Annotated in this window: 13 protein-coding genes; 7 read left to right on the plus strand and 6 right to left on the minus strand. The window is 65.7% G+C overall.

The genetic code is table 11. From position 1 onward, the window contains the following. Positions 1-29: 29 nt before the first annotated feature. The 3 genes from ACL58G_RS09800 to ACL58G_RS09810 form a co-directional block, all read right to left on the minus strand. A complete protein-coding gene (locus tag ACL58G_RS09800; protein ID WP_440966567.1) occupies positions 30-1832 on the minus strand; it encodes an ABC transporter ATP-binding protein in 1803 nt (600 codons plus the stop codon). After that, positions 1822-3573 (minus strand): ABC transporter ATP-binding protein, encoded by a 1752-nt coding sequence (locus ACL58G_RS09805; RefSeq protein WP_440966569.1) that lies wholly within the window; start codon positions 3571-3573, stop codon positions 1822-1824. Before ACL58G_RS09805 ends, ACL58G_RS09800 begins: the two co-directional genes overlap by 11 nt. A gap of 148 nt (positions 3574-3721) precedes the next feature. Further along, complete coding sequence (locus tag ACL58G_RS09810) at positions 3722-4576, minus strand: phasin family protein (RefSeq protein WP_440966571.1); 855 nt, start codon at positions 4574-4576, stop codon at positions 3722-3724. 210 nt (positions 4577-4786) lie between these two features. On the opposite strand from ACL58G_RS09810, the gene ACL58G_RS09815 reads away from it, so the two are divergent. The 3 genes from ACL58G_RS09815 (at position 4787) to ACL58G_RS09825 (ending at position 7249) form a co-directional block, all read left to right on the plus strand. Beyond that, the gene (locus ACL58G_RS09815) at positions 4787-6076 is read left to right on the plus strand and encodes an amidohydrolase family protein (RefSeq protein WP_440966572.1); all 1290 of its coding nucleotides are present in this window, start codon (positions 4787-4789) and stop codon (positions 6074-6076) included. 178 nt (positions 6077-6254) lie between these two features. Next, complete coding sequence (locus ACL58G_RS09820) at positions 6255-6737, plus strand: GNAT family N-acetyltransferase (RefSeq protein WP_413337658.1); 483 nt, start codon at positions 6255-6257, stop codon at positions 6735-6737. After that, positions 6737-7249, plus strand: a complete 513-nt coding sequence (locus tag ACL58G_RS09825; protein ID WP_413337657.1) for a GNAT family N-acetyltransferase — start codon at positions 6737-6739, stop codon at positions 7247-7249. Before ACL58G_RS09820 ends, ACL58G_RS09825 begins: the two co-directional genes overlap by 1 nt. A gap of 6 nt (positions 7250-7255) precedes the next feature. Here the strand turns inward: ACL58G_RS09825 and ACL58G_RS09830 are convergent, their stop codons facing one another. Genes ACL58G_RS09830 through ACL58G_RS09840 form a run of 3 tightly spaced genes read right to left on the minus strand, consistent with a single transcriptional unit; the run spans position 7256 to position 13118 of the window. Continuing rightward, positions 7256-8332 (minus strand): alpha/beta hydrolase, encoded by a 1077-nt coding sequence (locus tag ACL58G_RS09830; protein ID WP_413382838.1) that lies wholly within the window; start codon positions 8330-8332, stop codon positions 7256-7258. Continuing rightward, the gene (locus tag ACL58G_RS09835; RefSeq protein ID WP_440966575.1) at positions 8332-11268 is read right to left on the minus strand and encodes an esterase; all 2937 of its coding nucleotides are present in this window, start codon (positions 11266-11268) and stop codon (positions 8332-8334) included. The genes ACL58G_RS09830 and ACL58G_RS09835 overlap by 1 nt, the downstream gene beginning before the upstream one ends. 8 nt (positions 11269-11276) lie before the next feature. Further along, positions 11277-13118 (minus strand): glycoside hydrolase family 13 protein, encoded by a 1842-nt coding sequence (locus ACL58G_RS09840; protein ID WP_440966576.1) that lies wholly within the window; start codon positions 13116-13118, stop codon positions 11277-11279. A 525-nt stretch (positions 13119-13643) separates the two neighbouring features. Here ACL58G_RS09840 and ACL58G_RS09845 point away from each other — a divergent pair. From ACL58G_RS09845 to ACL58G_RS09860, 4 genes are all read left to right on the plus strand, one after another. Further along, a complete protein-coding gene (locus ACL58G_RS09845; protein WP_440966578.1) occupies positions 13644-16511 on the plus strand; it encodes a TonB-dependent receptor in 2868 nt (955 codons plus the stop codon). A 201-nt stretch (positions 16512-16712) separates the two neighbouring features. After that, positions 16713-18224: a tryptophan halogenase family protein gene (locus ACL58G_RS09850; RefSeq protein ID WP_440966580.1), complete on the plus strand. Its 1512-nt coding sequence runs from the start codon at positions 16713-16715 to the stop codon at positions 18222-18224. A gap of 258 nt (positions 18225-18482) precedes the next feature. Beyond that, positions 18483-21143, plus strand: coding sequence for a TonB-dependent receptor (locus tag ACL58G_RS09855; RefSeq protein ID WP_440966581.1), 2661 nt, complete (start codon positions 18483-18485; stop codon positions 21141-21143). 349 nt (positions 21144-21492) lie between these two features. After that, positions 21493-24303, plus strand: a complete 2811-nt coding sequence (locus ACL58G_RS09860; protein ID WP_440966583.1) for a TonB-dependent receptor — start codon at positions 21493-21495, stop codon at positions 24301-24303. Positions 24304-24350 lie beyond the last annotated feature (47 nt).

The raw sequence follows: 24350 nt of genomic DNA on the forward strand, positions 1-24350 counted from the left end.
CAACGATATCAAGGAGGTAAACAACGCGGTCAAACGCTCAGTTGTTGCAGCAAATACAGCCGCTGGTACAGGCCGCCTTCAATGCGCATCAGGTCGTCGTGGCTGCCCGATTCGCTGATGCGGCCGTGGTTCAGCACGACGATGCGGTCGGCGTCGCGGATCGTCGACAGCCGGTGCGCGATGGCGATGATCGTGACCTGGCCGCGCAACTCGTCCAGCGCCTGTTGCACGATCTGCTCCGTCTGGCTGTCGATGCGCGACGTGGCCTCGTCCAGCAGCAGGATGCGCGGCCGGCCGGCGAGGGCGCGCGCGATCGCGATCAGCTGCTTCTGGCCGGACGACAGGCGCGAGCCGCCTTCGCCCAGCGGCGTGTCGTAGCCCTGTTCCAGCCGCGCGATGAACGCGTGCGCATGCGCGGCGCGCGCGGCCGCCTCGATGGCTGCCTGGGACAGGCCGCGGCCCATGTCGATGTTCTCGCGTGCCGACGCCGCCAGCAGGAACGGATCCTGCGGCACGAGGCCGACCTCCGCGCGGAAACGCTCGTTGCCGATCGTCGCCAGCGGCTCGCCGAACAGGGTGATGGTGCCTTGCTCGACATTGTAATAACGCAGCAGCAGCGACAGCAGCGTCGACTTGCCGCTGCCCGTGTGCCCGACGATGCCGAAGAACGCACCCTGCGGGATGTCCAATGACAGGTCGTGCAGAACGGTCTGGCCCGCCACGTAGCCGAACGAGAGGTCGCGCACGCGCACGGCGGGGACGTCGGCCGCGACGGGCTTGCGTGCGGACACGACGCGCCCGGCGGCATGCTCGGCGGCACCCGCTTCGTCGAGCAGCGCGGCCACGCGCGCCGTGGCGACGACGGCCTGCTGCAGGCCCGAGAACTGCATCGTGATCTGGATGAGCGGTTCCACGACGCGCGCGATGTAGCTGATGAACGCGTACAGCACGCCCACTTCGACGGCATTCATGCTGCGCTGGCCGAAGCTGTAGATGACGACGGCCAGCAGGACCACGTTGAGGAAATCGAGCGCGGGCCGCAGCAGGAAGGCGTTGGCGCGCAGCTCGGCCACGCGGGCCGTGTAGTGCTGGTCGTTGGTGTGGGCGAAGCGCTGGCCGAAGCGGTGCTGCGCGTTGTTCGCCTGCAGCACGCTCATGCCGCCGATGGATTCCGCCATCTGGCCGTTGATGTCGCTGCGCAGCGCGCGCGCGCGCGTGACCGCCGGCGCGGACAGCCGCTGGTACAGCCACACGATGCCCAGGACCGCGGGCACGAGCGCCAGCACGATCACCATCAGGCGCCAGTCCAGCCACGCCATCGCGATGGACGTGCCGACGAGGACGATGCTGGAATCGAGGATCACGAACAGCACCTGGATGTACAGGGTTTTCACCGCCTCGGTGTCGTTGGTGACGCGGCTCACGAGCTGGCCCGTGATGGCGCGGTCGAAGAACGCCATCGGCAGGCGCAGCACGTGGCCATAGACCCATTCGCGCAGGCGTTGCACGGCGCGCATCGCCATGCCGGACAGGCGCACGAGCTGCAAAAAGCGCAGCCACGACGCGGCCATTCCCGTGACGACGACGCCGGCCAGCAGCCACCCCATGCGCGTCCAGTCGAGGTGGTGCGGCAGCAGGTGGTCGTCGATCAGCTTCTTGCCCAGCAGGGGACCGACCACTTCCAGGCCGGCCGCGAGGATCAGCCACAGCGTGGCCCAGCCGAGGTGGGCGCGGTCCGGATGGGCGGCGCGGCGCAGCAGGCTTGTCGCCTGGCGCGCCTGCGCCGCAGTTACACTCTTGTTCGCACTCTTCTTGACGTCTTCAGATGGCATCGAGGCTGGCCTCCAGTTGCTGGTAGCGCCACTGGCTGGCATACCAGCCGTCCAGGGCGAGCAGTTCGTCGTGCGTGCCGCGCTCCACGATGCCGCCTTCGCGCAATACGACGATCAGGTCCGCGTTCACGACGGCCGACAGGCGGTGGCTCGCGATGATCGCCGACAGTTCCGGGCGTTCGCGCCGCACGTCGTTCAAATGGTCGAGGATGTTCGTTTCCGTGCCCGTGTCGACGGCGGACAGCGCGTCGTCGAGCAGCAGGAGGGCGCTTGTGCCCAGCAGCGCGCGCGCGATCGCCACGCGCTGGCGCTGCCCACCCGACAGCGTGATGCCCTTCTCGCCGACGGGCGTGTCGTAGCCGTCCGGGAAGCGGAGGATGTCGTCGTGGATCGCGGCCATCTTCGCCGCCTGTTCGATCTCCGCGCGCGATGCGCCCGGGTGGCCCAGGGCGATGTTTTCCGCGATCGATGCGGAGAACAGGAACGATTCCTGCGGCACCCAGCTGATGTGCGCGCGCAGCGTGGCAAGCGTGTATTCGTCGAGTGCGTGGCCGCCCCACGTCACGCGGCCGTGCTGCGGCGTGGCCTGGCGCAGCAGCACGCGCAGCAGCGTGGACTTGCCCGCGCCCGTGGCGCCCACGAGGCCCAGCGTCTTGCCCGGTTCCAGGCGCAGCGAGACGTCGTCCAGCGCGGCGCGCGCGTCGTCGCTGTAATGGAAGCGGACATGGTCCAGCACGAGCGGGCCGCGCGCGAGCGTCTCCAGCGTCCCGCGGTCGTCGACGGTCAGCGGCGCATCGAGCAGCGGCTGCAGGCGCGCGAGGGCGGCGCGTCCGCGCTCGATCAGCGACAGCACCCAGCCCGCGGCGAACATCGGCCAGATCAGCTGGCCGAGGTACATGGTAAAACTCGTGAGGCTGCCGATCGTGATCTGGCCCTGCCACACGAGATAGCCGCCGAGGCCCAGCGTGAGGCCGGTGGCGGCGGTGAGCGTGAGGCCGACGGCCGGTTCGTACGCCGCTTCCCATTTCTGCGCGGCGAGGCTCGCGTCGGCGGCGCGCGCGGCCAGTTGCGCGAACTGGTCGGCGCTGCGCTGTTCCAGGCCGAGGGCGCGCAGGGTGCGCACGCCGGACAGCGTCTCCTGCACGTGGTCGTTCAGCGCGGAGAAGCGCTTCAGCGAATCCGTCGACGCCGTGTGGATGTGGCTCGAGATGCGCCAGAACGCCAGCGCCATCAACGGGAACGGCAGCAGGGCGATCGTCGTCAGGCGCCAGTCGACGCCGAGGAACATGATGCCCAGCACCATGACGAGCGTGAGCGTGCCGTCGAATCCGGCCAGCATCGCTTCGCCGGCCGCCTGCTCGATGGCGTCGATGTCGTTGGTGCCGAGCGCCATCAGGTCGCCCGTGCGCTGGCGCTGGAAGAAGGCGGGGCCTTGCGCGGACAGGCGGTCGTACAACTTCGTGCGCAGTTCCACGCCGAGCCGGTAGGACGCGGAATACAGGCGCAGGCGCCACGCCACGCGCAGTCCATAGATCGCGAGGCCGAGGCCGAGCAGTTGCGCGATCTGGATGAGCAGGTCATGGCCGCCGAGGCGGTGCGCGGCGAGGCCGTCGATCATCGCGCCGACCTTGCGCGGCACGAGCACGGTGCACAAGGCCACGCCGAACAGCATCACCGCCGATGACGCATAGGAACGCCAGTGCCGGCGCACGAAGCCGCCGATCAGCTTTGCCAAACCCATTGAAGATCCTGTTCTTGTTGTTGGTGAGTGAAAAAAGAAAAAGCGGGCCAAGGCCCGCTAATTTACTATTTTTGACGCACTCTTGCTGGTAGGGTGGGCACCCCGTGCCCACGCGTGACGCATGCATTATGCGAACGTGCCCACCATATTATTTCTTGCGCTGCGAGCGCGAGGTCTTGCCGCCGTGCGTCACGACGCGCAGCGGCGGCGTGCTCTCGGTCGGCGTGACGATCGGCAGTTCCACGTGCGGACCTGCTTCCAGCGGCACGGTCGATGCGATCGGATGCTCGGCGGCGGCCGGCTTCGGTGCGACCTTGTTCAGCGCTTTCGCGAGCGGCTTGGCCCTGGCGGGCGGCACCTCGTCGGCGATGGCCGTTTCGACCGGATCGGCGGCCGGCGCTTCCGGTTCCGCGGACACCGCTTCGGTCACGGTGGTCGTGATCGGTTCGGGCGCCTGCGGTTCGGTCTGGGGCTCGGCCTGCGGCGCGGCCGCTTCTTCGGCGCGGCCGATGGCCTGGGCACCTGCATCCAGCGCCGCTTCGGCCAGCGCGCAGCCGGTATCGACGGCGGCGCTGACGATCTCGCTGTTCACGGTGGCCGCATCGGCCGTCGCGATGGCTGCCTGCTCCATGAACTGGGGCACGGACGTCGGGATGTTCGCGGTCGCGGCGGGCACCAGTTGCAGCGGCTGCTGCGTGCTCCAGCTGCGCTCGTGCGTGCCGGCGGCAATGCCCAGCAGCTCGCGGCCGTAGGAAAAGAATTGCTGCCACTGGCCCTGGGCCGTGGTGCCGATGGCCAGGAAATCGCGCGGGTTGGTAATTTCGAGCAATTGCTTGAAGGTTCCCGTAGCTTGTTCGACCGACGCGCGGGAGGTCTTCATGTTGAGCGCAATCAGCTGTTCGGCGCTGTCGATCGCGCGCTGGCTCAATGCCCGGAACACGTCGAGCTGTGCTTCCCATTGGGACTTGCGGACGGCGGACAACTGTTCGGAGAATGAAGTCATCTGGGTTCCTTGTCTTTCAGGTTGTAACCATTCGGTTTATGACGCACTGCAATAAGTCTAGTGTAAAGGGGTTCATGCGGGATGAAAAGGGAATTCTATGTTGTTTTTGCAAGGAAATCTTGCGGTGCAGCATTGAGGTTTGATATATATCATTGACAAGATGATCAGCGTGGTAATCTGATGAGGTCCCAACCATCAGGAGCCCCGCGCATGGATCTCGTTCTCCGCAACGCCACCCTGGCCGATGGCCGGAAGGTCGACATCGCCGTCGCAGGCGGCACCATCGCTGCCGTCGAGCCCGCCTTGCCGCAACGGGGCGCGCGCGAGATCGACGTCGGCGGCGACCTCGTGACGCCGCCGTTTGTCGATGCCCATTTCCACATGGACGCGACGCTCAGCTATGGCCTGCCGCGCGTGAACGAATCGGGCACCTTGCTGGAAGGTATCGCGCTGTGGGGCGAGCTGAAGCCGCAACTGGCGCAGGAGGCGCTCGTCGAACGCGCGTTGCAGTATTGCGACTGGGCCGTGGCGCGCGGCCTGCTGGCGATCCGCAGCCACGTCGACGTGTGCGACGACCGCCTGCTGGCCGTGGAGGCGCTGCTCGACGTCAAGCGCAAGGTCGCACCTTACATCGATTTGCAACTCGTCGCGTTCCCGCAGGACGGCCTGCTGCGCAGCAAGACCGCTTTCGACAATCTCAAGCGCGCCATCCGGATGGGCGTGGAAGTCGTCGGCGGCATCCCGCATTTCGAACGGACGATGGCCGACGGCGCCGAGTCCGTGCGCCTGCTGTGCGAATTCGCGGCGGAGCAGGGGCTGATGGTCGACATGCATTGCGACGAAAGCGACGATCCCTTGTCGCGCCACATCGAGACCCTTGCCGCGGAGACGCTGCGCCTCGGCCTGCAGGGCAGGGTCGCCGGCTCGCATCTCACGTCGATGCACTCGATGGACAACTATTATGTGAGCAAGCTGCTGCCGCTGATGGCGGAATCCGGCGTCGCCGCGATCGCGAATCCCCTCATCAACATCACCCTGCAGGGCCGCCACGACACGTACCCGAAACGCCGGGGCATGACGCGCGTGCCGGAATTGCTGGCGGCCGGCGTGCCGGTGGCGTTCGGCCACGATTGCGTGATGGATCCGTGGTACGGCCTCGGTTCCGGCGACATGCTGGAAGTCGCGCACATGGGCCTGCACGTCGCGCAGATGACGGGCCAGGCCGCGATGCGACTGTGCTTCCAGGCCGTCACGGAAACGCCCGCGCGCATCCTCGGCCTGCCGGGCTATGGCATCGCGCCGGGCTGCCGCGCGGACCTCGTCTGGCTCGACGCGGGCGACCCCGTCGAGGCCATCCGCCTGCGCGCCGCGCGCCGGCTCGTGCTGCGTGCCGGCGAAGTGATCAGCGAGGCGCCGCCGGCGCGCGCGAGCCTGCGCCTGCCGGGCCGGCCGGCGTCGGTTGATTTCCGATTGGAACGATTGAAGCGGGCGGAGCAGTAACGGGCGGCACGAAGTCTTTCCTACCTTTATTCAGCGGAAATTTTCTACGTCCGGTTACCGGATCGGCATCCGTGCAGCCGAATCCCAAGGTAGAATCTTGCGCTTTCGATACGTCCCAGCAGGTCACGCAGTGAAAGATATCCAGATTCGTCCCGCTACTGAAACTGATTTCAATGCTATGTGGACCATTTTCCAGGCGCACGCGGCCGAGGGCGAAACCTATGCCCAGGACGCGGACACGAGTCGCGAAGACACCTACGATTACTGGTTCGCACCCGAGGCGTCGACCTATGTCGCGGTGCGCGGCGAGGAGCGGATCCTCGGGATGTACAAGCTGCAGCCGAACCACGTGGGACGCGGGGCGCATGTCGCCAATGCGTCGTACATGGTCAGTCCGAACGCGCAGGGCGTCGGCGTGGGTCATTTGCTCGGCGAGCACAGTATCGGCGAGGCCCGCCGCAAGGGCTACCTGGCCATGCAGTTCAACTTCGTCGTCAGCACGAACAATCCCGCGATCCACCTGTGGAAGCGGCTCGGCTTTTCCATCGTCGGCACCTTGCCGAAGGCGTACCGCCACCGCCGGCTCGGCTATGTCGATGCGTACGTGATGTACAAGCTGCTGGAAGACCCCGCGCGCTGGCCGCTGCCGGAAGAAGACTGATGCCGGTGGATATCCTCGCGACCCCGCGCCTGCGCCTGCGCACCGCCGACCGCGACGACGCCGACTTTTATCTTGCGCTCGTCAACGATCCCGGCTTCCTGGAGCATATCGGCGACCGCGGCATCCGCACGCGCGAGGATGCCGTGCAGGCCCTGCTCGACGGCCCGATCGCGATGCAGGCCACGCGCGGCCACTCGCTGTACGTCGTCGAACTGAAGGACAGCGGCACGCCCATCGGCATGTGCGGCCTGATCAGGCGCGAGACGCTGGACGGCGTCGACATCGGCTACGCCTACCTGGCGCGTTACTGCGGCCGCGGCTATGCGTACGAGGCCGGCATGGCCGTGCTGGCGCTCGCGCCCGCGCTGGGCCTCAAGCGCGTGCTGGCCATCACGTCGCCCAACAACCTCGCGTCCAACGGCCTGCTGCGCAAGATGGGCATGCGGTACGAACGGTTCGTCCACCTCGTGCCGGGCGACGCCGGCAGCAATTTATACAGCATGGAATTCTGATTCCGGTCACTGCCGGGTCGAACCCCACGGGAAGAACCAGGTCAGCGGCTTGTCCACGCGCGCGGCCCACGAGGCCTCGTTGTGGCGCGCGCCCTCGGCCTTGTAGAACATCAGGTCTTCGTTGTCGCGATAACCCTTGGCCAGCATGGCGTCGCGCATCTTCGCCGTGTCGTCCAGGCCGTCGTCGCGCGTGCCGGCGTCGAGGTAGAACTTCACGGGCACGCGGTCCGGCACCTTCGCCAGCAGCGCCCCGTTGTTCCACCAGAACGAGCTGGAGACGCCGCCCGCCTTCGAGAAGATGTCCGGGTGGCGCTGCGCGATCAGCACCGAGGCGATGCCGCCCAGCGACGAGCCCATGATCGCCGTCGTTTCCTTGCCGGGCAGGGTGCGGTACGTGCGGTCGACGTACGGCTTCACCGTCTCGACGATGAACGCGTCGTAGGCATTCAGCTTGCCCCCGCCGTATTTCGGGTCGCAGCAGGGCGTGTATTCGGGGATGCGGTCCGGCGTGTTGTCGATGCCGACGACGATCACCTCGTCCATCACGCCCGTCGCCACGAGACGGTTGACCGTCTCGTCGATGCCCCATTCGACGCCGTACGATGCCGTCTTCGCATCGAACAGGTTCTGGCCGTCGTGCATGTACAGCACGGGGTAGCGCTTCGCCGCGTTCTCGCCGTAGCTGGGCGGGAGATAGATGCGCAGGGCGCGCTTGTTGTCCAGTTGCGGCGACGCGAAATCCTTCACGATCGTCACCTTGCCGAACGGCGGGCCGAAGAACGGGTAGATGTCGACCGTGCCGCCCGCCGCCAGTTTATAGACGCCACCGATCGACACCTTGTCCGCGCCCAGCGTGGGCTTCATCTGGATGTCGCCCAGCGCGTCCGGCCACGTGAACGTCCACACGTTCAGCGGGCCGCCTTCCGGCTTCGCGGGCACGCCCTGCGACCAGCCGGCGGCGCCCTTGTCGGCGCGGATCTGGATCGTGTCCTTGCCCGCGGCGTAGTGGATGCGCACGGTGGTGGCGTGGGCCTGCGCCAGCATGAGGCCCGCCGCTGCGGCGGCGATTGCGATTCGTTTCATCATTTCGTTCCGTTGGTACGCAGCAGCCGCACGCCGTAGATGTCGAAGCGGTTCGACGGACCGTCGACGCCGCCGGCCGCGCTGAAGCTGCGGTTGCTGTCCAGATAACTCATGTTGTAGAAGTCGCTCATCTCGATCCGGTACGCGACGTTCGCCTTCAGGCGCGCCGCCAGCGGGGTCGAATACACGGTCGGGGTGTTCGCCTTCTCGATGCGCGCGTGCGGCAGTTGCACGACGCCTTGGGCGACGATGCGTCCCGACTCATCCTTGAGCGCCAGCCATTTTACGCCACCGCTGATGCCCAGGTTGATCTGGTTGGCGCCGTTGTGATAGCGGACCTGCACGGCGTAGTCGCCCGCTTGCGGGACGCGCACGTCGCGCACGTCGAGGCGGTCGGCCGGCTGGCCCCAGTTGGCGCGATGTGCTTCGGCGAAGCGCGCATTGCCCGGTGCGATGGCCACGCGGGAGTCTACGCGCGGGTCGGTGGCGGCGATCGCCACGCTGGCGCCTGCGCAGCGCGGCACGCTGTGGTGGCTGCGGTTGCCGGACGACGTGTATTGCGCTTCGGCGGCGTAGCATGCCGCGGCGCTGTTCTCGCGGTCGGTCCATGGGCCGGCGCTGAGATTCGACGCCACCAGCTTGCCGTCGCGGTAGATGTTGTACGTGATGCCCGCCTGCTGGTCGGCCGGCACGATCGTCACCGTCGTCGTCCCGCCCGCGCGCGCGACGCCATCGATACGCGGCTCGCGCGGGCCGAACACGGTCGGCGTTTCCGCGTACGGATCGGCGCTCACGCGGCGGATGGCCGTGGTGCCGTCGACCAGCTTGCCCAGCTGGACCTCGATGTCGCTGTGCGCATCCAGCGCGCTCCACGGGATGCTGCTGCCGGCCGGCTTGCCGTCGACGAGGATGCGCTCGACGGCGTAATAACCGCTGGTGCCGGCCGCCGGCACGGGCGGCAGCCGCAGTTTCACATTGACGGCGCGGCCCTGCAAACGCAGGTTGTACAGCGCGATGTTGTCGCCCGCCGCGAACACGCCGCCGCGCAGCTTCGCCGTGACGAACGGCTTCACCTCGATGCCTTCACGTGTCGTGGAAACGCCGAACACGCCGCGGATCACCATGCCGAGATAGCCGCCGACGGACCACAGCTGGCGCTTCGAATTGATGACGGGGCCGATCAGGTTCGGATGCGCCTCGTCCAGCAGCAGCGGCTGGCCGGACAGCCACTCCAGGTTTTCCATGTTCGACATATTCAGCGCCGCGCCCCGCATCAGCGTGTCGTACGCGGCATCGGCTACCGCGACGTTGCGGCCCGCGATCGCGGCGCGCAGGCCGTACGCGGTGACGAACGGCCACATCGCGCGGTTGTGGTAGACGGGCAGGTCCTGCTGCTGCGGCCAGATGACGGGCGCGCCCATCGGGCCGTGCGGATAGCTGGCGAGGATTTTCTGCGCCCGCGCGCCGTCCGCGACGCCGGTGATGATCGCGAGCGACTGTCCCAGCCAGTCGAACTTGTGCAGCGGCGCGCCGTCGAAGTGCGGGGCCGTGAGGCTGCTGTACATGCCGGCGTCGTCGAGCCACAGGCGCGTGTTGATCGCGCGCTTCAGGTCGCGCGCCCAGGTCTCGTAGCGCGTGGCGCGGCGAATGTCGGCCCGATCCCCCTGTTCGCGGGCCAGTTGTGCTGCGAGCGTCAGCGCCTTGTAGTGGCCGACGTTGGTCGACAGCGCTTTCGAACTGGCCATCGATGCCAGGTCGTCGGTGATCCATTTCGCGTACGTCTGGTCGCGCCAGTCGAGGAACGATTCCTCGCCCGTGTACAGACCCGTCGTCTCGTCGAACGCGGCGATGCGGTCGTTCTCGATCGTGTTCGCCAGCGCCTGCAGCGCCTTCGCCGCGAACGCCGCGCGCTCGCTGGCCGGCAGCGTCTTGAGGACTTCTTCGGCCGCGAAGGCCCACGTGATGCGGTCCGTGCTGACGGGCCAGCTGCCGCCGCTGCCCGTGTCCTGCACGATCTGCAGGCCGTCGGGCGTGCCCGCGACCTGCGGCGCCTTCGGCACACCGGCGCGCCAGCCGGACAGTTTGAACAGCAGCGAATTGCGCACGCGTTGCGGATCGAGCATGGCGAGACCGAGGTCGGCTGCGTACGACAGGTCGCGCGTCCACACGTAATGCCATTTCTCGCCCGTCTCGAAGCAGTCGCACGGGATCGCGGCGCCGCCGTTGTAGTTCCCGTCGCGGATCTCCTTCACGGAGTCCAGCTTCATCTCGTGGCCGGCCAGCGCGAACAGCGCGTCGAACGCGAGGTTGCCGCTGCGGACGACGGGCAGCGTGGCGTCTTCCTCGTACGTCGTCGCTTGCGGGCCCGGGTCGCGCAACTGCATCGTCGTCGAATGCGCATAGCTGCGCAGCGGCGCCTGCGGATCGCGCACGGAGAAGCGCGCCGATTCTTCCTTGCCGTCCCAGGTGGGGAAGGTCAGGGTGGCCGTCGCGCCCGCGCCCGCGTGCGGATCGGCGGCCGCCGCGGCCGCGGGCGTCTCGACCTGCGTCACCGTCAGCACGGGGCGCTTCGGGTCCGACACGTCGACGCGGAAGCGGAACGTGGTCGTCGTCTTCGTGAACAGATAGTCTTCCGGCCCCGCTTCCGTCGCGAGCGGATAGGCGTCGCCCAGCTTGACGCTGACGCTGGCGGCCGGATTCGCGACCCATTCCGCGGCCCAGTCCTTGCTGCCGATCTTGAAGGCGTGGTTGCCGGGGCTGACGAGGATGTCGGCCTGATAAATTCCTTTGCCCTGATGGACCAGGACGTTGTCCGTGCCCCAGCCGTTGAAGGCGCCGCGCACATAGATGTCGTAGCGCAGCGGCGCGGCTTCGGCCGCGATGGCGGCGACGGATTGGGCGAAGAGGGCGGCGGCGAGAACGGTGTGCTTGATCATGGCAGGATTCAGAGTTCGAGGATGACAACGGATTTCGCGGGCAGGCGGATTTCCTTGCCCAGGTCGAAACGCTTGCCGGTCAAGACGTCGGTCCCGGCCGCGACCCCGGACAGCATCTCATGGAAGCGCCCGGCGGGCAGCACGGCTTCCTTCCCATTCGCATTGAACGCGACCATGACCTTCTTCTTGCCGCTCGGTTTCCCGTCATAGCGGAAGTAGACCCACGTATTGTTCTGAGGCCCGTACTGCATCAGCTTCCCGTCGTGCACGACGGCCGCGCCCTTGCGCCAGTTGACGAGCTTCTTCACGAACGCCTGCGCCTCGCGCTGGCGCGGCGTGAGGCCGGCCCCGGTGAAGGCGTTGACCTTGTCGCCGGCCCAGCCGCCGGGAAAGTCGCGGCGGTAGCTGCTGTCGTCGCGCCGGTCGACGGTGCTCGTCATCAGGAGCTCGTCGCCCACGTAGAAATGCGGGATGCGGGGCATCGTCATGATGAACGCGAGGTCCATCTTCCAGCGCTCGACGTCTTCGCCGACGACGCTGTACAAACGCGCCATGTCGTGGTTCCCCTCGAACAGCACGAGGTTCGACGCGTCCGGATAGAGATAGTCCAGCGACAGCATCTCGTACACGTCGTTGAAGACGTTCTCGTTCTTTCCGTCGGCGAGGGCCGTGCGCATCGCCTCCGTCAGCGGGAAGTCCATCATGCTGGGCATCGAGGTGGGAGCGCGCTGCCAGTGCGCGACGACGGGCGGCAGCTTGCTCCATTCCTCGCCCACCATGTTCAGGTGCGGATACTCGCCCAGCACGCGCTGCGTGTAGTGCGCGAGGAAGGCGCCGTCCGAATAGCCGAACGTGTCGATGCGCAGGCCGGACAGGCCCGCGTACTCGATCCACCAGATGCTGTTCTGGATGAGGTAATTGGCGACGAACGGGTTGGTCTGGTTCATGTCGGGCATGCCGGGGCTGAACCAGCCGGTCGTGAAGTTGCTGGCGTCTTCCTGCGCCGCGTACGGGTCCTGCACGGCCGTCCGGTGGTGCATCGTCGCGACGAAACGGCCGTCGTTGTGGTTGATCCAGTCCGGCGTCGGCAAGTCCTTCATCCACCAGTGATGCAGGCCGATGTGCGACAGCACGACGTCCTGGATCACGCCGATGCCGTGCTTCTTCGCTTCGTTCGACAGGCGCACGTAGTCCTCGTTGCTGCCGTAGCGCGGGTCGATCCGGTAGTGGTCCGTCGCCGCATAGCCATGGTAGGACGCGGCCGGCATGTCGTTTTCGACGAGGGGCGTGGGCCACAGCTGCGTGAAGCCCATGCCCGCGATGTAGTCGAGGTGGTCGATGATGCCCTGGATGTCGCCGCCGTGGCGGCCGTGGCCGAGCTTGCGGTCGAGTTGATCCACGAGGGCGGGCACGCTGTCGTTCGACGGATCGCCGTTGGCGAAGCGGTCCGGCATCAACTGGTAGATCGCGTCGGCCTTCCCGAAACCGTTGCGCCCGGCCGAGCCGGATGCCCGCGCCAGCAGGCGGTAGATGTGGCGGGTCGGATGCGCGCCGCGGAAATCGATCGCGACGTCGCCCGGCTGCGCGTCGGGGGCGATGTCCAGGTCGATGAACAGGTAGTTGCGGTTGGCCACGCGGGTGACGGCCGCGATGCGCACCCCGGGGTAGGCGATGGCCGGTTCCAGGTCCGCGATGGCGGGGCCGTGCACCATCAGTTGCAGGCGGTGGTCGCGCATGCCCGTCCACCAGAACGGCGGGTCCATGCGGTCGATGACGGCCGGTGCGGCGGTTGCGCCGGTCAGGAAGAGGCTGCCGAGCAGCAGGACGGCAAAGCGGGGCGGAATGCGCAAAGTGGTCTCCGGAGCGTAGTCGAACTACAGCGATTTACTCGGTTTGTTACCTAGGAGTAATGCGCCTATTACATTATTGCTCGGAGAATACTACAGACACTTGAGCGCAGCAACGCAACCTACCCACCGAATCTCTAGTTTTGCTACACGGTTTTGCGAGCGACGGGCAAGCACGAATGTGGGTAAATCCCAACATTCCGTAAAACTACTACGCGAGTTTGCCCCAAAAAGGTGCAAAACACTCCTAAATTGGTGCTCGGAAATCGATTTGTAGCGCGACTACAATGTCCGTATGCTTATTCTGTAGCTCGAATACAACGAGAAAAGTCGTTTTTTAGTCAATTCAGCGTAAAACTCCTACATTCCCGTAATCGAAGGCAACTCGCGTTGACAGTGCATCTAGTTTTAATACAGAATCCTTGACAGAACGTACGTACTTATAAACGTTTGCTTTCTGGCTCCCGGAGCGGGCTCAAGCTGCCGTCGTCGGGAAAAACAATGAGATCTGATGATTTGAGGGGACAAATGAAGATTTTTAATGGCAAGCACGCGCGTAACATCAATGGCGCACTTGTGTTCAAGCTGAGCCCGGTTGCCGCCGGTTGCGCCGTGTTCCTGTCGGCGTTCGGCACCAACGTCTACGCCCAGGACGCCACCGTCTCGCAAGCCGCCCAGGCGACGGATGCCAACGGCAACCCGGTCAGCACGGTGACCGTGACCGGTATCCGCCGCGGCATCGAGGCGGCCATCTCCATCAAGAAGAATTCCAACTCCATCGTCGAAGCGATCTCGGCGGAAGACATCGGCAAGCTGCCGGATGCCACCGTGGCCGAATCGATCTCGCGCCTGCCGGGCGTGACCGCGCAGCGCGACAAGTCGTCGGGCCGTGCGTCCGCGATCTCCGTCCGCGGCTTGTCGCCGGACTTCAACGGCACGCTGCTGAACGGCCGCGAGCAGGCGTCGGCGGGCGACAGCCGCGGCGTCAAGTTCGACCTGTACCCGGCCGAAATGCTGGGCACCATCACGATCTACAAATCGCCGGACGCCAGCCTGATGGGCCAGGGCATCGCCTCGACCATCGACCAGCGCACCGTGATGCCGCTGGACTTCGGCAAGCGCACCGTTGCCGTCGGCTACAAGGCCATGCGCTTCGGCGAGCACAACAACGGCCTGGGCACCGGTACCGGCTACCGCTCCACGCTGACCTACATCGACCAGTTCGCCAACCGCACGATCGGCGTGGCCCTGGGTGCCGTGAAGTTCAACGACACGGGCGCCGAACAGTTCCAGGCCGACGGCTGGGGCGGCGGCGCGGGTTCGGCCACGTACAACGGCCAGACCGTCAAGGTCCCGAACGGCTTCAAGACCGACGTCCAGCGCGACCCGCAGACCAACAAGGGCGTGATGGGCATCCTGCAGTTCCGCCCGAACAAGGACTTCGTCACCACCGTCGACCTGTTCCACTCGAAGAACACCGACAACACCAAGAAGACCGGCCTGGAAGGCTCCGTCTGCGGCAGCACCGGTTCGTACGACCCGAACGGCGTGCTGACCAACGCCACCATCGTCGACGGCGTGGCCACCTCGGGCACCTGCACGAACTTCAAGGGCGACGTCCGCAACCACATCGAAGCCGTCACCGACACGCTGAATTCGTGGGGCATCAACAGCCGCCTGCGCCGCGAAGGCTGGACCGTCACCGGCGACATCGCCGGCTCCAAGGTCACGCACGATTCGAACCGCTACGAGACGACGGCGGGCCAGCCGGGCGACGCGACGAACCTGTCCACCATCTCCTGGACCGGCTACAACGGCAAGGACAACCTGGCGCCGACCTACACGACGTCGCTGAACTACGCCGACCGCGGCCAGGTCGTCCTGACCGACCACGCGGGCTGGGGTGGCGGCCTGACCGGCAACCCGCAGGCCGGCTACGTCGCCGTGGGCACGACCACCGACGAGATCAAGTCGTACCGCCTGTCCGCCAAGCATGACATGGAACTGGGTCCGCTGACGGCCGTCGAATTCGGCGTCAACCGCACCAACCGCAACAAGGGCCGCGACCAGAACGAAGGCAACCTGGTCGTCGGTACCGGCCCGTACGGCTCGGCACCGGTGCCGGGTACGGACGTCCTGGTGACGCCGCAGTCGGGCATCCCGGTCGTCGCGTGGAACCCGCTCGGTTCGCTCGGCACGGTCTACCAGCTGCTGCCGAAGGTCGACCAGCCGATCCAGACGGACAAGAACTGGGATGTGTCGGAGAAGGTCTCGACCGGTTACCTGATGGGTAACCTGGAAGGCGAGCTGTTCGGCCTGTCCTACCGCGGCAACATCGGCGCGCAGTACATCCACACGAACCAGAGCTCGACCGGTACCGTGGTCGACACGAGCAAGTGCGCCGGCGTCGCCGGGCAGGCTTGCCCGGCCTACGTCGTGCGGGGTCACCACTCGTACAACGACTTCCTGCCGAGCCTGAACCTGGGCTTCGAGCTGCCGTACGACCAGATGTTCCGTGTCGGCCTGGGCAAGACGCTGTCGCGCACCAAGATGAGCGACCTGCGTCCGGGCGGCGGCGTGAGCCTGAACACGTCGTTCCACGACGGCCCGATCCTGTCGGGCAGCGCGGGCAACCCGAACCTGGAACCGTTCCGTGCGAAGGCGCTGGACCTGTCGTGGGAAAAGTACTTCACCGTCAACGGTGCCAAGGGCTATGTCGCCGTCGCCGGCTTCTACAAGAAGCTCGACACCTACGTGCTGACCGTCCCCAAGACCGTCGACTTCGCGACGAGCGGCCTGCTGAGCGCCAAGACCCCGCTGCCGGCGTCGGGTCCGAACGCCGGTTCGACCGTCGGTATCCTGAACACCCCGGTCAACGGCACGGGCGGCAACATCAAGGGTATCGAGCTGACCGCGTCGCTGCCGTTCGCCATGTTGTCGAAGTACCTGAGCGGCTTCGGCGTCGAGGTCAACCACTCGAGCACCCTGAGCTCGGTGAACCTGCTGACGACGGGCCTGACCGTGATCGACACGGGCGGCGTCGCGACGATCCCGCTGCCGGGCCTGTCGCGCCAGGTGACCAACCTGCGCCTGTACTACGAAGCGCATGGCTTCCGCGCGTCGATCGCCGCCAAGCACCGCAGCGACTTCCTGGGCGAGATCAGCGACTTCCAGGACAACAACCAGCTGACCTTCATCCGTGGCAACACGACGGTCGACGGCCAGCTGACGTACGAGTTCGGCGACAACACGATGCTGAAAGGCCTGTCGCTGACGGCCGCGGTGAACAACTGGACGAACTCGCCGTTCATCCGTTACGCCGCGAACCCGAGCGAGATCGCCGAGAAGATCACGTTCGGCCGTACGTACAGCCTGGGCGCGAGCTACAAGTTCTAATCCGGTACAAGTTCCAATCCGTTATCCGGCTGTCGTCCGTAGGGTGAGCACCCCGTGCCCACGTACCGCGTGCGGCGCGCAAACGTCCGCGTGGGCGGGGGCCGCCCACCCTACGGTATCCTGTCGACGCCGCCAGTTAATTGAAACACCCCTGCCGGCCCTGGTCAGCAGGGGTGTTTTTTCATGATCGCGAGACCGAGCATGCAAGTACCTCATCTGAACACCATCGTCATCGTCGGCGGCGGCACCGCCGGCTGGATGACCGCCACCGCCCTGGCCACCGCGCTGCGCGGCCGCTACCGCATCCGCCTCGTCGAGTCCGACGAGATCGGCATCGTGGGCGTCGGCGAAGCCACCATCCCGATGATCCAGCGTTTCAATACCGTCGCCGGCATCGACGAAGCCGAGTTCTTGAAAGCCACCAACGGCACCTTCAAGCTCGGCGTCGAGTTCGTCAACTGGGGCCGCCTGGGCGACCGCTACACGCACGGCTTCGGGCGCCTGGGCCAGGACCTGTGGATGGTCGGCTTCGAGCAGTACTGGCACAAGATGCGCGCGCTGGGCCAGGCGCGCGACCTGGCCGATTACTCGATCACGCGCGCCGCCGCGCGCGCGAACAAGTTCATGCTGCCGCGCGCGGACCTGGGCAATTCGCCGCTGGCCGAGATCACCTACGCCTACCACTTCGACGCCGGCCTGTACGCGCGCCACCTGCGCAAGTTGTCGGAAGCGCGCGGCGTGGAGCGCACCGAGGGGAAAATCGTGCGCGTGACGCAGCGCGCGCACGACGGCCACGTGGACGCCGTCGTGATGGAAAACGGCGAGCGCATCGAGGGCGACCTGTTCATCGACTGCTCGGGCTTCCGCGGCCTCCTGATCGAGCAGACCCTGAAGGCGGGCTACGAGGACTGGAGCCATTGGCTGCCGTGCGACCGCGCCCTGGCCGTGCCGTGCGAATCCGTGCCCGCGCTCACGCCGTACACGCGCGCGACCGCCCACAAGTCGGGCTGGCAGTGGCGCATCCCGCTGCAGAACCGCATCGGCAACGGCCACGTCTACTGCAGCCGCCACATCAGCGACGACGAGGCGGCGCACGTGCTGCTGTCCAACCTCGACGGCAAGCCGCTCGCCGACCCGCGCCCGATCCGCTTCACGACGGGCATGCGCAAGAAGGCGTGGGACAAGAACGTGGTGGCGATCGGCCTGTCGAGCGGTTTCCTGGAGCCGATCGAATCGACGAGCATCCACATGATCCAGGACTCGATCCAGCGCCTGCTGGACTACTTCCCGGACCAGGGCTTCAGCGCGGCGGACGTCGAGGCGTTCAACCGCCTGTCGCGCTTCCACTACGAGCGCATCCGCGACTTCATCATCCTGCACTACTACGCCAACCAGCGCGACGACGCCGCGTTCTGGCAGGAGTGCGCGCGCATGGAGATTCCGGCCACCCTGCGCGACAAGATCGACCTGTTCCGCACGCACGGCCGCCTGCGCCGCGTCGACGGCGAACTGTTCACGGAAGTCGGGTGGCTGCAGGTGCTCGTCGGGCAGAACATCCATCCGCAAGCGTATCACCCGCTGGTCGACGTGCAGTCGGAAGAGGGCATCCGCGAGTACATGGAAGGCGTGGCGGACGTGATCCGGCAATGCGTCGATTTCATGCCCGATCATGCGGCGTTCATCGACGGGTATGCCAAGGCACCGAAGATGTAAGTGTTTTCATCTGGAAATTTGTACCCGAACTACATTTATAAGAAGTATGTATTTACTAGAACTGATTCTAAAATGTCTTTTTCTGGTGCATTTTGTGGGTGAAAACCACAATCTCTTCACTTAAATCTCTGTCTCGTTGACATGTAATCTAGTTTTAATACAGAATCGGTTCCGAACGTTCGAGCCCGTGGCCGGCGCACGCTTCGGCAAAAGGCTGACGTTCCTCTTATAAGCACACTGATTCTGTCGAGGGGACATATGAAGATTTCGAAGGGCGGTCAGCCCGTATTCCAACTGAGCCCGGTCGCCGTGGGTTGCGCCATGTTCCTGGCGCTCGCGGGCGCCCAGGCATCCGCGCAGACGCAGGCGGCCGACGGCGTCCAGGCGGCGCCGGTCAACACCGTCACCGTCACGGGCATCCGCCGCAGCATCGAGGACGCGATCGCCGTCAAGCGCGATGCGACCAGCATCGTCGAGACCATCTCCGCCGAGGACATCGGCAAGCTGCCCGACATCAGCATCGCCGAATCGCTGGCGCGCCTGCCGGGCCTGTCGGCGCAGCGCGTCAACGGCCAGGCGCAGCAGATCAGCATCCGCGGCACGTCGGGCGACCTGTCGACCGCGCTGCTGAACGGCCGCGAGCAGGTCAGCACGAGCGCGAACCGCACGGTCGAGTACGACCAGTATCCGTCCGAGCTGATCAACGCCGTCACCGTGTATAAAACGTCGGACGCATCGCTCGTCGGCCAGGGCCTGTCCGGTACGGTCAACCTGCAGACGATCAAGCCGCTGTCGCTGCGCGAGCGCGTCGTCACGCTGAACGTGCGCGGCGAGAAGAACAGCCAGGGCAAGCTCAGCACCGGCTCGAAGGACAAGGGCAGCCGCATCAGCGCATCCTACGTCGACCAGTTCCTGGGCCGCACGCTCGGCGTGGCGGTCGGCTACGCACGCGCCGACAAGCCGAACGAGTCGAAGCAATTCGAGACCTGGGACTGGGTCGACAATACGTCGTCCGTGCCGGGCAAGACCGTCAAGGTTCCGAAAGGCATCAAGTCGCTGGCGCAGACCGGCAACCAGGTGCGCGACGGCCTGATGGGCGTCGTGGAATGGCATCCGATCCGCGAATTCACGTCGACGATCGACGCGTACCACTCGCGCTTCAAGCTCGATGAAGACCGCCGCGGCATGGAAGTGCAGCTGACCGACGACGGCAACGTCTCGTTCACGCCGGGCACCATCAACGGCAACGGCGTCATGACGGCCGGTACCGCCAACAACGTCAATCCGGTGGTGCGCAACAACCACTACCGCCAGAACGACACGCTGACGGCCTATGGCTGGAACAACAAGTACATCGCGGGCGACTGGACCTTCGTCGCGGACCTGAGCCACTCGCAGGCCGACCACAAGGAAGAACTCGACGAGATCAACACCGGCCTCGCGGCGCGCCAGACGATGACGTTCGACTACGCGAACGGCACCATCCCGAACATCGGCCTGACCGGCGTGTACAACAACCCGGCGCTGCTGGCCATCGGCGGCCAGTACGGCGACGGCTACGTCAACGCGCCGCACCTGAAGGACAAGCTGAACTCGTTCCGCCTCAGCGCCGAATACCGCTTCGACAGCAAGCTGTTCAACAGCATCGAATTCGGTGTCAACGCGTCCAAGCGCGACAAGCAGAAGCAGCACCTCGAGACCGGCTTCACCAAGCTGGGCACGGGCGCCATCGCCGCCGGTGCCGTCAACGGCTCGCAGTCGCTGTACGCGCTGCCCGATACGCTGAGCTGGGATATCCCGGCCGTGCTGGCGCAGAACTTCGGTCCGTACACGCCGGCCGTGCTGGTGCCGTGGGGCGCGACCAAGAACTGGACCATCACCGAGAAGGTCCAGACCGGCTACGCCAAGCTGAACATCGACACCGAACTGATGTCGATGCCGCTGCGCGGCAACGTCGGCATCCAGGCCGTGCACACCGACCAGAGCTCGACCGCCAAGACGCTGCGCGCCTGGCCGTTCGCCGACCTGGTGCCTCTGACCGACGGCAAGAAGTACAACGACTACCTGCCGAGCATCAACCTGATCTGGAGCCTGCCGGAACAGCAGATCATCCGCTTCGGCGCCAACAAGACCCTGGCGCGTCCGCGCCTCGACGAGTTGAACGCGTCGCGTGAAGTCGGCCTGACGCACCAGAGCACCGGTACGCCTTACGGCAACGGCGGCAATGCGCAGCTGGATCCGTGGCGTGCGAACGCGGTCGACCTGTCGTGGGAAAAATACTTCGGCAACAAGGGTTATGTGCAGGTGGCGGGCTTCTATAAAGACCTGAAGTCCTACATCTACACCGTCACCGAGCCGCGCGACTTCTCCGAGTACCAGCTGCAGGGCGCGACCAGCAATACCGGCACGATGACCCAGCCGAAGAACGGCAACGGCGGCAAGCTGCAAGGCCTGGAACTGGCCGCGTCGGTGCCGCTGGACATGTTCACCCCGGTGCTCTCGGGCTTCGGCATCACGGCCAACGCGGCGTTCACGACGAGCGAGATCTCGATCAAGAACCAGAGCTTCGGCGACATGAGCATCCCGCTGCCGGGCCTGTCGAAGCGCGTGTTCAACGTGACGGCCTACTATGAGAACGACGGCTTCTCGGCCCGCGTGGCGCAGCGCTACCGCAGCGACTACGTGGCCGAGATCGGCGGCGTCGGCGGCGCGACCGAGCTGACGTTCACGAAGCCGGACCGCGTCGTCGACCTGCAGCTCGGCTACGACTTCAAGCAGGTCAAGGGCCTGTCCGTGCTGTTCCAGGTGAACAACCTGACCGACACGGCGTTCCAGACCTACTCGGGTTCGACGGACCGTCCGCGCGGCTACACGAAGTACGGTCGCCAGATGCTGTTCGGCTTCAATTACAAGCTGTAATCGGTCGGGGGCGCCCAGCCTCCGATGCAGTCTCCATGCCCCTTGCCGTTGTTGCGGCAAGGGGCATTTTGTTTGTGGCGCAGAGGAGGATGGCCTTCCATGGCTGCGTCATGAATGTATTTTTGCTACAACAAGTGCCTTCAAATTTCCTTCATAAAAAGCGCGCTTCTCGCTATTTGTTGGAAAACTACATTTTTTGATTGGCATTCCGTCTACGTTAATTTCAGAATCGACCTCGCTGTTTGAACGCTGAAGCCGGCCGTGCTTCAGCACTAATCACATCAAAGACTCGAGGGGATACATGAAGATTCTGTGTAGCAAACATACGGTGGGAGAACATGCAACGTGCGTGTTCAAACCGAGTCCGGTCGCCGCCGGTTGTGCCGTATTCCTGTCGGTGCTGGGCGCCAACGTCCAGGCACAGGATGCGGTACAGGCACTGGATGCCAACGGCAACCCGATCAGCCAGGTGACCGTGACGGGCATCCGGCGCGGCATCGAAGCGGCCATCTCGATCAAGAAGAATTCCAACTCCATCGTCGAGGCGATCTCGGCGGAAGACATCGGCAAACTGCCGGACGCGACCGTCGCCGAGTCCGTCTCCCGCCTGCCGGGTGTGACGACCCAGCGCGACGCCCGCACGGGCCGCGCGGCGTCGATCTCCGTGCGCGGCATGTCGCCGGACTTCAACGGCACCCTGCTGAACGGCCGCGAACAGGCGTCCGCGAGCGACAGCCGCGGCGTCCGTTTCGACCTGTACCCGGCCGAGATGCTGGGCACGATCACCGTGTACAAATCGCCGGACGCCACCCTGATGGGGCAGGGCATCGCCTCGACCATCGACCAGCGCACCGTGCTGCCGCTGGACTTCGCCAGGCGCACGGTCGCCGCCAGCTACCGGGCACAACGCACCGGCGCGCACAACGAGGACCTGGGCAGCGCCAGCGGCTACCGTACGTCGCTCGCCTATATCGACCAGTTCGCCAACCGGACGGTCGGCGTGGCCCTGGGCGTCGTGAAGTTCAACGACAACGGTCCCGAGCAGATCAACGACGACGGCTGGGGCGGCACGACGGGCACGGCGACGTACAACGGCCAGGCCGTGACGGTGCCGAACGGCTTGCGGACGGACGTGATCCACAACCCGAACACCAATAAAGGCATGATGGGCATCCTGCAATATCGTCCGAGCAAGGACTTCCTGACGACCATCGACCTGTTTCACTCGAAGAACACCGACAGTCCCAAGCGCACCGGTTTCGAAGGGTCGACCTGTGGCAGCACGGGTGGATATGACCCGGTGGGCGTGCTGAGCAACGCGAACATCGTCGATGGCGTGGCCGTGTCCGGCACCTGTTCGAATTTCAAGGGCGACATCCGCAACAACACCGAGGTCGCGGTGGACACGCTGAATTCCTGGGGCATCAACAGCCGCCTGCGCCGCGGCGACTGGACCTTCACCGGCGACGTGTCCGGGTCGCGGGTCAGGCACGACTTCACGCGCTACGAGACGACGGCCGGCCTCGTCGGCAACACGCCCAACGCCGACCTGGACAGCATTTCGTGGACCGGCTTCGACGGCCGGAGCAATCTGTCCGCGCTGTACAAGACCGCCCTCAGCTATACCGACCGTAGCCGCATGCTCCTGACCGACGTCGACGGCTGGGGCGGCGGCCTGACGGGCACCCAGCAGTCCGGCTACGTGGCCATCGGCGCCACGATCGACGAGATCAAGGCGGCACGCTTCAGCGTCCGGCATGACGTGGAGCTGGGACCGCTTACCGGCATCGAATTCGGTCTCAACCGCACCAATCGCACCAAGAGCCGCGACACGGACGAGGGCAGCCTGCTCATCGGCACGGGCCCGTACGGCGCGGCGTCCATGCCGGGCAACGAGACGGTCGTGACGCGCCAGTCGGGCATCCCGGTCGCGTCGTGGAACCCGCTGGGGTCGCTCGGCTCCATCTACCACCAGCTGGCGAAGGTCGACCAGGTGATCCAGACCGACAAGAACTGGCACATCTCGGAACAGGTCTCGACCGCGTACGTGATGGGATCCCTGGAAGGCGAGCTGTTCGGCCTGCCGTACCGCGGCAACGCCGGTGCCCAGTACATCCACACGAACCAGGGCTCGACGGGCCTCATCGTCGACAACGGGCGTTGCGCCGGCGTCGCCGGCCAGGCCTGCCCGGCCTACACGATTGCCGGCCACCATTCGTACAACGACTTCCTGCCGAGCCTGAACCTGAACGTCGAACTGCCGGCCGACCAGGTGCTGCGCCTGGGCATCGGCAAGACCCTGTCGCGCCCGAACATGAGCGACATGCGCCCGGGCGGCGGCGTGGGACTGGATGCGACGAACCCCGCGGGGCCGATCCTGGCCGGCGGTTCCGGCAACCCGAAGCTGGAACCGTTCCGTGCGAAGTCGTTCGACCTGTCGTACGAAAAATACTTCGAAGCGAACGGCGCCAAGGGCTACGTGGCGCTGGCCGGCTTCTACAAGAAGCTCGACACCTATATCCTGCGGGCGCCGCAGCGTGTCGACTACGCGTCGACCGGCTTCCTCGTTTCCGGGATCCCGCTGCCGGCGACCGGTCCGAACGCCGGGTCGACGGTCGGCATCCTGACCACGCCGAGCAACGGTTCGGGCGGCAACATCAAGGGGCTGGAACTGACGGCGTCGCTGCCGTTCGCGATGCTGACCCGCTACCTGGGCGGCTTCGGCGTCGAGGCCAGCTATTCGAGCACCCTGAGCTCGGTGACCTTGCCGCGCAGCGGCATCACGGTGATCAGCAACGGCAACATCAACGCCATTCCGCTGCCGGGCCTGTCGCACACGGTGACGAACATGCGCGTCTACTACGAAAAGGCCGGCTTCCGCGCATCCATTGCAGCCCGCAAGCGTGGCGACTTCGTGGGCGACATCCACGACTACAAGGACGACGCGAGCCTCACCTACATCAAGGGCAACACGACGGTGGACGGGCAGCTCACGTACGACTTCGGCGACACGACCATGCTGAAGGGCCTGTCGCTCACGGCGGCGGTAAACAACTGGACCAATTCGCCGTACATCCGCTACAACGGGGACCCGAGCAGCGTGGTGGAAAACGTCCGGTTCGGCCGTACCTACAGCCTGGGGGCAAGCTACAAGTTCTGACCCGGCAGGCGTTGTTTCATGCGCGGATGTCGCTGCCGGGCGTCATC

This window comes from Massilia sp. GER05 (assembly GCF_052056005.1).
Lineage (GTDB): Bacteria > Pseudomonadota > Gammaproteobacteria > Burkholderiales > Burkholderiaceae_D > Telluria > Telluria orientalis.